Here is a 10,000-nt window from a genome sequence, read left to right as displayed (position 1 = left end):
GGGGCGGCGCGCCGGGCCCCCCCCCCCCCCCGGGGCGGGGGGGGGGGGGGGCCGCCCCCCCCCCCCCCCCCCCCCCCCCCCCCCCCCCCCCCCCCCGCGACCGGCCACAATCGTCGTATGAGCACAGCGATCAACCTGGGCGAGTTCCTCCGCACCCGCCGCTCCCTCCTGCACCCCGAGGACGTTGCCCTGCCGGACTTCGGAGGCCAGCGCCGGGTCGCGGGCCTGCGCCGAGAGGAGATCGCGCAGCTCGCCGGAGTCAGCGTCGACTACTACACCCGGATGGAACAGGGCCGCGTGCCCAACCCCTCAGGCGCGGTACTCGACGCCCTCGCCCGCGCACTGCAGCTGGACGCGGACGCCACCCGGCACCTGCACCGCCTCGCCCGACCGCAGCCCTCCGCCCGGCACGCTCCCCGGTGCCCGACCCGGCCGCAACGCGTACGCCCCATGCTCCAGCGGTTGCTGGACGATCTGGTGGACATGCCGGCGATGGTGATGGGCCGGCGCATGGACATACTGGCCTGGAACACGGCAGCGGCCGCCCTCTTCGGCGACTACACGCCCTTGCACCGAGCCGAGCGCAACATCGCCCGGATCACCTTTCTCGACGAGACGTCCCGGGAACTGTATGCGGACTGGACCTCCTGCGCCCGCGAGAACGTGGCTTACCTCCACCTGGACGCGGGACGGCACCCCGAGGACCCTCAGTTGGCGAGCCTGATCGGCGAACTGTCGATGAAGAGCGAGGACTTCCGTCACTGGTGGGCCGAGCACCCGGTGCAGGACAAGACCTCGGGAACCAAGCGATTCCACCATCCGGTGGTCGGCGATCTGGAACTGGCATACGAGACCCTGCGCGCAACGGACGACCCCGATCAGGCCTTGATCACGTATGCCGCCGAGCCAGGAAGCCCATCGCACGACGGCCTGCGGATGCTGCTGGCCTGGGCCACTGAGGCACCCTCCGCGATGCCGGACGACGACCGCGCGCGCTGACCTTCTGGGCAGTCCGGGCCTCACCGCCAGCGACCCACACCCGCGTCACACGCGCCATCGGTCAATGCCCCGACCAGCACATCGGCGAATAGAGCACCGCGCTGGCCCCGCAGGGACTGCTGGAGCACCACCGCGGAGACCTCGCCGAGCCAGGACCGCCCGGCTGTCCGCTTCGCCTCGGTGATCAGCTTCCGGGACAGGTCACCGGCCGTCGGGAAGGGCTGCCCGGCCCGACGGGCGTCCTCGCGGGCCCGCACGGCGTCGTTGAACACGACACGGGCGCACCCGAACGCCCTGACCAGCGCTGCCTGTTGAGTGGCGTCGGGGTACACGCGGAAGCTGTACCGGAGCTGCATGACGATCACACTAGGCACGTCGAACCCGCGTCGTCATCGGGAACGTGTGAACGATCCGTCACCGTCACGAGCCGGTTCCGGCTCCGCCGGACCTGAGTCTGCGACGCTCCGCGTCGCCACTGTCAGATTCGCTTCACCACCGGCCTGAAGGCCGATGCACTGCGAATGAAATCCGGTAGCGGTGGGCGAGCGCTCGGTCCAGGTGAAGGGAGCGAGCGGGGACGACGGGCTGATCGAGCCCGGCACGGTCGTCTTCACCAGCGCCGTCGTCAACCCGCGCCGTCGTGGACGGCGTCAGGCAGACGCCGGCGCCGTCCGGCTGAGGCTCGGCCGGCTGACGCGCGGCCGCGGGGCCGTGCCCGTCCCGTGGAGGTGGGCGTCGAGCAGGGCGAAGGTGGCTGCCGGCTGTTCGATGTGCGGGAGGTGGCCGGCCTCGGGGACGACCTGGAGCCGGCCGTCGGCGAACGCGTCGGCGTAGGCCGCGCCGTACGCCGGTGTGACGATGCGGTCGCTCGCGCCCCACAGCAGCAGCGTGGGGACGGTGACATGACGCAGTCGGCGCAGCAGTTTCGGGTCGTGCATGTTGGGCTCGCCCGCGAGAATTCGCAGGGTGGCCATGTTGGCCCGCATGACGGCGAGTTGGGCTGGTGCGAGGAGGGCCGGGTCCTGGTAGTGGCGCTCCGGGTCGTGCCAGACGTGTTCGGCGACACCGCGGGCGTCCAGGGTGAAGAAGTCCCGGATCGGCTCGTCGGGCACGTGCACGCCGACGGCGTCGATCAGGACGAGGTCGGTGATGATGCCCGCCGTGTCGCGCACGGCCATCTCCGCGGCCGTCCAGCCGCCGAACGAGGAGCCGACCACGAGGACGTCGCGCAGGCCGAGGGTGTGCAGGAGGCGGAGGTAGGCCAGGGCGAGGTCGTCGACGCCGGTCAGCCAGTCGGGGCGGTGGGTGCCGTTCCAGCCGGGGTGGGTGGGGGTGAGGGTGTGGGCGGTCCGCGCCAGATGGGCGGCGAGGCCGGCGACCGTGGCCGGTCCGCCGCCGCCGTGCAGGACGAGGACGGGGCGGCCGGTGCCGGCTGTGGCGAAGGTGAGGTCGCTAGGGATGTCGGCAGTGGCGTCGGCGGTGGTGTTGGCAGTGGTGTCGGTACTGGCGTGGGTGCTGGTGTCGGTGGGCATGCACCGAGCATAACTAAGGATGTTTATATAAGCCAGCTTAGTCGTGCATTAGACTGCACCCATGCCCGATGAACTGCAGCTCCTGGGACGCGCCGTCAAGCAGGCGCAGTACCGACAGCACCGCGCCCTGGACAGCCGGCTCGCCACCGTCGGCGCCACGCTCGCCCAGTGGGACGCCCTCCGGGCGATCAGTGAGTCACCCGGGGCCACGGGCCGCGCGCTGGCGGCGGCCACCTTCCAGAGCGAGCAGTCCTTCGGCACGCTCGCCGGGCGCATGATGGCGCTGGGCCTGATCGAGCGCCGCCCCGGCGGCGGCCGGCGCATCGAGCACCACCTCACCGCGTCCGGCGAACAGGTCCTGGCGGCCGGCCACCGGATCGCCGACGAGGTCCTCGCCACCTGCTTCGCCCCCCTGGACGAGACCGACCGCACGACGCTGCTGAACCTGCTGCGCCGGATGACGGCGGACCAGGACGCGGACGCGGGTCCGTGACCCGGCCGGTCGATCACTCTCAGGCCCGCTCACGGCTCCGTCGCTTCGGGGCCAGTGACCGGGACGCCTTCCGTGCCGCGGTGGCCACCGGGCCCGCCAGGAAGGCGGCTTCCACGGCCACGCTCAGGCGGACCCCGCGGCCGGAGGAGGAGTTGATGTCCAGCCCGAGGGCGTTCGCGGCCAGGATGCCGAGCGGGTAGGAGGCGAGGCACAGGGCGACGGCCAGCCAGACCGGGGGCGCGGGGCGCTCGCCGTTCCAGACGAACCGGGCGGCGATCGCGAGGGCGAGGAGCGGGACGACGAGGTAGGTCAGCTGCATGCCACCAGCCTCGCCGGGGCGGGCGGCGCAGGCGTCGGACGGCGGGATGAATCCCGGCGTCGGCGCCTATCGGAAGGTAGAGACGGTTGACATCCTCCCCCTCTTAAACCGGTCTTCGCGTTTCGCTTCGGCGACCCGTCCGCGCCGCCCCCGTCCGTGTGCTCGTCGTCGACGATCAGCCTGTCGTCCGTGCCGGGTTCGCGGCCATCGTGGACGCCGAGTCGGATCTGACGGTCGTCGGGGAGGCCGGTGACGGCGCCTCGGCGGTGGTGCTTGCGGGGCGGCTCGCCCCGGACGTCGTCCTCATGGACATCCGCAGGCCCGACATGGACGGCCTCACCGCGACGGGCCTCCTGACGCGGTCCGAGCGACCGCCCCGGGTGCTGGTGCTGACCACCTTCGACCTCGACTCGTACGTCTACGAGGCCCTGCGCGCCGGCGCCTCCGGCTTCCTCCTCAAAGACGCCCTGCCCGCCGAACTCCTCACCGGCATCCGGGTCGTCGCCGCGGGGGAGGCGATGCTGGCCCCAGCGGTCACCCGCCGTCTCATCGACGTGTTCGCCGGTGACGTCCCCGTCCCACCGGCCGCCACCGCCGATCTCCTCGACGCCCTGACCCCGCGCGAGCGCGAGGTCCTCTCGCTCGTCGCCGCCGGACTCGCCAACGCCGAGATCGCCGACCGCCTCGGTGTCACCACCGGCACCGTCAAGACCCACGTCAACGCCCTGCTGACCAAGCTCGGCGTCCGTGACCGCGTCCAGGCCACGATCCTCGCGTACGACACCGGCCTGGCCCGACCGAAGCCGCTGCACTGACCTCGACGTACGGTATGGGCATGGGCGGTACGGGTGTGGGCGGCACGGATGTGGGTGCGGGAGCAAGGGCGACGTCGTTGGCGGACCGTGTGCGCGCCGCCGACGCTCTCGGTGAGGGGATGTGCCCGCAGCGTCTGGTCATGGAACACGTCACCAGCCGCTGGGGCACCCTGGTCCTGATCGCGCTGCTGGAGCGCTCGTACCGCTTCGGCGAACTGCGCCGGGAGATCGGCAGGGTCAGCGAGAAGATGCTGACGCAGACCCTGCAGACCCTTGAGCGCGACGGGCTGGTCCACCGGGATGCCAAGCCGGTCATCCCGCCCCGCGTGGACTACTCCCTCACCGACCTCGGCCGTGAGGCGGCCGAGCAGGTCCGCAGCGTCGCGCTGTGGGCGGAGCGCCGGATGACGGCGATCCAGCGGGCCCGCGAGGAGTACGACTCCGCGAAGTCGTGACCCCGACCGGGACTCATGCCCGACCGGGACTCATGCCCGACCGGGACTCATGCCCGACCGGGACTTGTGCTTCCGACCGGGACTCATGCCCGACCGGGACTCATGCCCGACCGGGACTTGTGCTTCCGGCCGGGACTCATGCCCGGCCGGGACTCACGCGCCCTGGGGGCCGGGGCTGCCGAGGAGTTCCGAGGCGGTCTGCAGCGGTGTGAGAGCGTACTGCGGCACCGCTTCGGGGTGGGCGTGGCAGGTGAAGCCGAGGCGGGTCATGGCCCGGACGACCTCGCCGCCGGTGAAGTCGCGGCGGTCCTGCCGGGTGATGACCTCGCCCACCTGCTTCACGGGGTAGCGGCGGCGGCCGATGGTCACGGACTCACCGGTGATCGGCTCGGGCGGGATGCCCTTCATCGAGTCCAGCACCCCGTCCCTGGTCAGGTCGAACGGGTAACGGGCGATGACACAGCGCATGATGCCTCCCAGGGAGGAGAAGGGGACGGGGGAGCCGGGGGCCCGGGGAAGGGGCGAGCGGAGGAAGGAACGGGCGGGGTCAGGCCGCCGGGTCGGCGGCGGGGCGTTGGCGCGGTGCCGACCTGCGTCGGCCCGTGCCCGCCTCCGCCGAGGACCGGCCGCCCTGGCCGCCGCGGCCACGGCTGCCCCGGGACGAGTAGGACGCCCCCGCGCGCCGCGGACGCTTCTCGGCGGGCGGTGCGGTGATGACGACCGGCACGCCGGACGGGGCCTGGGCGCCGGTGATACGGCTCAGTTCCGCCTCGCCCGAACGGATCGGGGTGATCTGCGGGGAGATGCCGGCCGTGGCCATCAGCCGGCTCATGCCGCGCCGCTGGCCGGGGGTCACCAGGGTGACCACGCTGCCGGACTCGCCGGCGCGGGCGGTACGACCGCCGCGGTGCAGGTAGTCCTTGTGGTCGCTGGGCGGGTCGACGTTGACGACGAGGTCGAGGTTGTCGACGTGGATGCCGCGGGCCGCGACGTTGGTCGCCACCAGCACCGTCACATGTCCGGTCTTGAACTGGGCGAGGGTCCGGGTGCGCTGCGGCTGGGACTTGCCGCCGTGCAGGGCCGCGGCGCGCACGCCGCTGTTGAGCAGGTGCTCGGTCAGCCGGTCCACCGCGTGCTTGGTGTCCAGGAACATCAGCACCCGGCCGTCGCGTGCCGCGATCTCGGTGGTCGTGCGGTGCTTGTCGGTGTCGTGGACGTGGAGCACGTGGTGCTCCATCGTGGTGACCGCGCCCGCGGACGGGTCGACGGAGTGCACGACCGGGTCGCTGAGGTAGCGGCGGACGAGCAGGTCGACGTTGCGGTCGAGGGTCGCGGAGAACAGCATCCGCTGGCCGTCGGTGCGCACCTGGTCGAGCAGCTCGGTGACCTGGGGCATGAAGCCCATGTCGGCCATCTGGTCGGCCTCGTCGAGGACGGTGATGGCGACGTCGCTCAGCCGGCAGTCGCCGCGGTCGATGAGGTCCTTCAGCCGGCCGGGCGTGGCGACGACGACCTCGGCGCCGCTGCGCAGGGCGCCGGCCTGCCGGCCGAGCGACATGCCGCCGACGACGGTCGCCAGTCGCAGCCGCAGGGAGCGGGCGTACGGGGTGAGCGCGTCGGTGACCTGCTGGGCGAGCTCGCGGGTCGGGACGAGGATGAGGGCGAGCGGCTGGCGGGGCTCGGCGCGCCGTCCCTCGGTGCGGGCCAGGACGGCGAGGCCGAAGGCGAGGGTCTTGCCCGAACCGGTGCGGCCACGGCCGAGGACGTCACGGCCGGCCAGGGAGTTCGGCAGGGTCGCCGCCTGGATGGGGAACGGCACGCTCACGCCCTCGTGGCCCAGCGCGGCCAGCAGCGGCGCGGGCAGCGCGAGGTCGGCGAACGCCTCGACGGCGGGCAGTGCGGGGGTGATGGTCTTCGGCGGCGCGAATTCACCCTGGAGTGCGGCCGGGCGGCGTCCGTGACCGGAGGGGCGGCGCGAGGCGCTGCCTCCGTAACGGCTGCCCGTCGAACTCGCGAAACGGTCGTATGTGCGGTTATTTCGTGCACGATTCATGCAGAACCTTCCTTGTTGCGGGCGCGTGACAAGGAATTCCGCAGCTGGAAGAACGGCGCAGAGAATCGCGAGAACGAGCCGGAAACGGAGTATCGACAGTGATGACTGCGGTGAGAGTGGAGAGAAAACGAGCGAGCTGGGGCCCGCACCCCAAGGTGCGGGCCCCAGCTGCGAAGTACGCGTCTGCGCCGATGATCAGGCGTTGACGATGTTCTCGGCCGTCGGGCCCTTCTGGCCCTGCGCGATGTCGAACGACACCTTCTGGCCTTCCTGGAGCTCGCGGAAGCCCTGGGCGGCGATGTTCGAGTAGTGGGCGAAGACGTCGGGGCCGCCGCCGTCCTGCTCGATGAAGCCGAAGCCCTTTTCCGCGTTGAACCACTTCACGGTACCGGTAGCCATGATGAATCTCCTTCGGGTCGGTGCTCACCCGTCGGAAAACCTCTAGGCAACCACAACTGCAACTGCGTCGACAGTAGCACGCCGTGATCGGGAGGGTCGGAAAAATAATTCTGCGTGATCTCCCGTTCCGGGAATATTCATCGCGGGCGTCGTCGATTTTGTGCTTCTTGCCAGTTCGCGAGAACTGATCACCCTTGCTCTGTTGCGAGTGTCACTCCCAGGTCTCCGGCAGTCGGCCCGGCGGAATAAGGTTGAAAGTGGGCAGATGCACACATACCTGTGCCTCGGTGATGTGGAGAGCTCGACGAGAGCGAGATGAACGGTCATGCAGGAGACGGGCCCTGTCCGGGACGTCGTCGACGAGGCGCTCACCGCGCGCGTCACCGTCGACGAGCACGGCACCGTCACCGGGTGGAACGACGGTGCCGAAGCGCTGCTGGGACACCGCGCGGACGAGATGCTGGGCCGCCCGGCCCGCGCCCTGCTCGCCGAGGCGCCCGCCGCACCGGAGCTGCCGCCGTTCGCCCGACTGCCTAGGTGGCACGGCGAGGTCGCCCTCAGGCACCGCGACGGGCGGCGCGTGAAGGCCCGGGTGCTGGCCCACCACAGGATGCCGGAGTTCCCGGAGTCCGGCGGCGGGGAGTGGCTGGTGCTCTCGCCGCTGACCGGGCGCGAACCGGAACCGGAGCCGGCCGACGAGGACCTGGTGGGCTGGAGCTTCGCCCAGTCCCCGTGCTGTGCGACGGCGCTGTACGACACCGGGCTCCGGCTGCGGCGGGCCAACTCCGACATGGAGCGCTCCGTGGCCCTCGCCGAGGGGGACATGCGCGGGCTGCGCGTGCCGGAGATCGTCGACAACGAGGCGGGCGAGCTGGCGGAGCAGGACATGCTCCAGGTGCTGGCGACCGGCCTGCCGCACCACCGCGAGAACTATCTGCGGACCGCCGGCGAGCCCCGCCCGCACGCCTGGTCGGTCGTCCTGGCGCCGCTGCGCGACTCCGGTGGCCGCACCCTCGGCATCTGTCTCTCCGCGCACGACATCACCGAGCAGTTCTGGGCCCGCAAGCGCCTCCAGCTGATCGCCGAGGCCGGCCGGCGCATCGGCAGCACCCTCGACGTGACACGGACGGCCCAGGAGCTGGCGGACGTCGCGGTCCCCGACCTCGCCGACTTCGTCAGCGTCGACCTGCTGGCCTCCCTCGACTGCGGCGACGGCGGTGCCGGTGACGGCACGGGTGAGGCGGAGTACGCGGACACCGGGGCGGGCGGCTCCCTCGTGTTGCGCCGTGTCGCCCACCAGTCCGTGCTGCCGGGGGTTCCCGAGGCGGCTGTCGCCCCGGGCGGGACGGACGAGTATCCGGAGGAGTCCCCGCCGGCCGAGAGCGTGCGCTCGGGGCGGGCCCTGCTGCACCGGATGACCGATCCCGAGGTCATCGCCTGGGCCGCCAAGCATCCGCTGCGGGCCGCCCGGATCCACGACTTCGGCTTCCACTCGGTGATGACCGTGCCGCTGACCGCGCGCGGATTCATCCTGGGCGTCGTCGTCCTCGTCCGGCACCGGCACCCCGAGGCGTTCCAGCGGGACGACCTCGTGCTGGCCGAGGAACTGGCCGCCCGGGCGGCCGTCTGCATCGAGAACGCCCGGCGGTACACCCGGGAGCGCGGCACGGCCGTCACCCTGCAGCGCAGCCTGCTGCCGCAGCGGCTGCCGGAGCAGGTCGCGGTGGAGGTCGCCTCCCGCTATCTGCCCGCCGGTGCCCGGGCCGGGGTGGGCGGGGACTGGTTCGACGTGATCCCGCTGTCCGGGGCGCGGGTGGCACTGGTCGTGGGCGACGTCGTTGGCCACGGCATCCACGCCGCCGCGACCATGGGACGACTGCGTACGGCCGTCCGCACCCTCGCCGACATCGATCTGCCGCCCGACGAACTGCTCACCCACCTCGACGACCTGGTCGCCCGCCTGGCCGACGACGGCTACGGCTCCGAATGGGCGTCCGAGACCGCCGGCCGGAGCGGCATACCGCTCTCCTCGGGCGGCGTCGGCGCGACCTGCCTGTACGCCGTGTACGACCCCGTCTCGCGCCGCTGCACGCTGGCCCGGGCCGGGCACCCGCTGCCCGTCGTGGTGAGCCCGGACGGCACCGTCGAACTGCTCGACCTGCCGAGCGGGCCCCCGCTCGGCCTGGGCGGACTCCCCTTCGAGGCGGCCGAGATCGACCTGCCGGAGGACAGCCTGCTCGTCCTGTACACCGACGGCCTGATCGCCTCGCGGGACACGGACGTCGACCACGCCGTGTCCCGGCTGTGCCAGGCGCTCACCCGCCCCGCGGCCTCCCTCGACGTCCTGTGCGACACGGTTCTCGGCGCCACGCTCCCGCACCGGCGCGCCGACGACGTGGCCCTGCTCATCGCCCGCACCCGGGTGCTGGACTCCACCCGGGTCGCGGTCTGGGACGTCGACCCCGCCCCCGCCGCCGTCGCCGAGGTCCGCAAGAACGCCGTCGGACAGCTGGACAGCTGGGGTCTGACCGACGCCGCCTTCGTCACCGAGCTGATCGTCAGCGAGCTGGTCACCAACGCCATCCGGCACGCCGAGCCGCCCGTGCAGCTCCGTCTCATCCACGACAGAAGCCTCATCTGCGAGGTCTCGGACGCCAGCAGCACCGCACCCCACATGCGCCGCGCCCGCACCTACGACGAGGGCGGCCGGGGCCTGCTGCTGGTCGCCCAGCTCACCCAGCGCTGGGGAACCCGGCCCACCGCCACGGGCAAGACGATCTGGGCGGAGCAGGACGTGCCTTCCGGAACACCGTGACGGCCGCGACCGCCGGGAGGGCGGTGCTCAGGGCCGGCGCAGGCCCGCGATCAGGAGTCCGACCAGTCGGCGCGCGTCGTACTGGGGGTTCTCCGCGCCGATGAGGAATCCCAAGTCCGG

At 72.2% G+C, this 10,000-nt stretch carries 10 protein-coding genes and 1 pseudogene; 5 read left to right on the top strand and 6 right to left on the bottom strand.

Annotated elements, in window-relative coordinates; translation table 11 throughout:
* The first annotated feature begins 117 nt into the window (after positions 1-117).
* Entirely contained in the window at positions 118-999 is an 882-nt protein-coding gene (locus ACIBTS_RS23795) for a helix-turn-helix transcriptional regulator (RefSeq protein WP_399321929.1), read from the top strand.
* Positions 1,000-1,106: 107 nt separating this feature from the next.
* On the opposite strand, the pseudogene ACIBTS_RS23790 reads toward ACIBTS_RS23795, so the two are convergent.
* Positions 1,107-1,355, bottom strand: a pseudogene (locus ACIBTS_RS23790) (helix-turn-helix domain-containing protein); the annotation flags it as partial.
* Positions 1,356-1,649: 294 nt separating this feature from the next.
* Positions 1,650-2,531 carry an alpha/beta fold hydrolase gene (locus ACIBTS_RS23785; RefSeq protein ID WP_399321927.1) on the bottom strand — a complete coding sequence of 294 codons (882 nt, stop codon included), beginning with the start codon at positions 2,529-2,531 and terminating at the stop codon, positions 1,650-1,652.
* A 61-nt stretch (positions 2,532-2,592) separates the two neighbouring features.
* Here ACIBTS_RS23785 and ACIBTS_RS23780 point away from each other — a divergent pair, with 61 nt between their 5' ends.
* Positions 2,593-3,024 carry a MarR family winged helix-turn-helix transcriptional regulator gene (locus tag ACIBTS_RS23780; protein ID WP_399321926.1) on the top strand — a complete coding sequence of 144 codons (432 nt, stop codon included), beginning with the start codon at positions 2,593-2,595 and terminating at the stop codon, positions 3,022-3,024.
* Between the two features lie 19 nt (positions 3,025-3,043).
* On the opposite strand, the gene ACIBTS_RS23775 is transcribed toward ACIBTS_RS23780, so the two are convergent.
* Complete coding sequence (locus tag ACIBTS_RS23775) at positions 3,044-3,343, bottom strand: hypothetical protein (protein ID WP_399321924.1); 300 nt, start codon at positions 3,341-3,343, stop codon at positions 3,044-3,046.
* 158 nt (positions 3,344-3,501) lie between these two features.
* Here ACIBTS_RS23775 and ACIBTS_RS23770 point away from each other — a divergent pair, with 158 nt between their 5' ends.
* Both ACIBTS_RS23770 and ACIBTS_RS23765 read left to right on the top strand, forming a co-directional pair.
* Entirely contained in the window at positions 3,502-4,158 is a 657-nt protein-coding gene (locus ACIBTS_RS23770; RefSeq protein WP_399321923.1) for a response regulator, read from the top strand.
* 119 nt (positions 4,159-4,277) lie between these two features.
* Positions 4,278-4,613 (top strand): winged helix-turn-helix transcriptional regulator, encoded by a 336-nt coding sequence (locus ACIBTS_RS23765; protein WP_399322000.1) that lies wholly within the window; start codon positions 4,278-4,280, stop codon positions 4,611-4,613.
* A 153-nt stretch (positions 4,614-4,766) separates the two neighbouring features.
* Here ACIBTS_RS23765 and ACIBTS_RS23760 read toward each other — a convergent pair whose 3' ends face one another.
* From ACIBTS_RS23760 to ACIBTS_RS23750, 3 genes are all read right to left on the bottom strand, one after another.
* Positions 4,767-5,081 (bottom strand): SCO5918 family protein, encoded by a 315-nt coding sequence (locus ACIBTS_RS23760; protein WP_399321922.1) that lies wholly within the window; start codon positions 5,079-5,081, stop codon positions 4,767-4,769.
* A 79-nt stretch (positions 5,082-5,160) separates the two neighbouring features.
* Positions 5,161-6,666, bottom strand: a complete 1,506-nt coding sequence (locus tag ACIBTS_RS23755) for a DEAD/DEAH box helicase (protein ID WP_399321921.1) — start codon at positions 6,664-6,666, stop codon at positions 5,161-5,163.
* Positions 6,667-6,861: 195 nt separating this feature from the next.
* Positions 6,862-7,065 carry a cold-shock protein gene (locus ACIBTS_RS23750; protein WP_079661011.1) on the bottom strand — a complete coding sequence of 68 codons (204 nt, stop codon included), beginning with the start codon at positions 7,063-7,065 and terminating at the stop codon, positions 6,862-6,864.
* 325 nt (positions 7,066-7,390) lie between these two features.
* Between ACIBTS_RS23750 and ACIBTS_RS23745 the strand changes: the two genes are divergently transcribed.
* A complete protein-coding gene (locus ACIBTS_RS23745) occupies positions 7,391-9,880 on the top strand; it encodes a SpoIIE family protein phosphatase (RefSeq protein WP_399321919.1) in 2,490 nt (829 codons plus the stop codon).
* The last annotated feature ends 120 nt before the right edge of the window (positions 9,881-10,000 follow it).

This window comes from Streptomyces sp. NPDC050121, assembly GCF_044460385.1.
GTDB classification, from domain to species: Bacteria; Actinomycetota; Actinomycetes; order Streptomycetales; family Streptomycetaceae; genus Streptomyces; species Streptomyces soliscabiei.
This window is presented reverse-complemented; position numbering and strand designations above follow the sequence as displayed.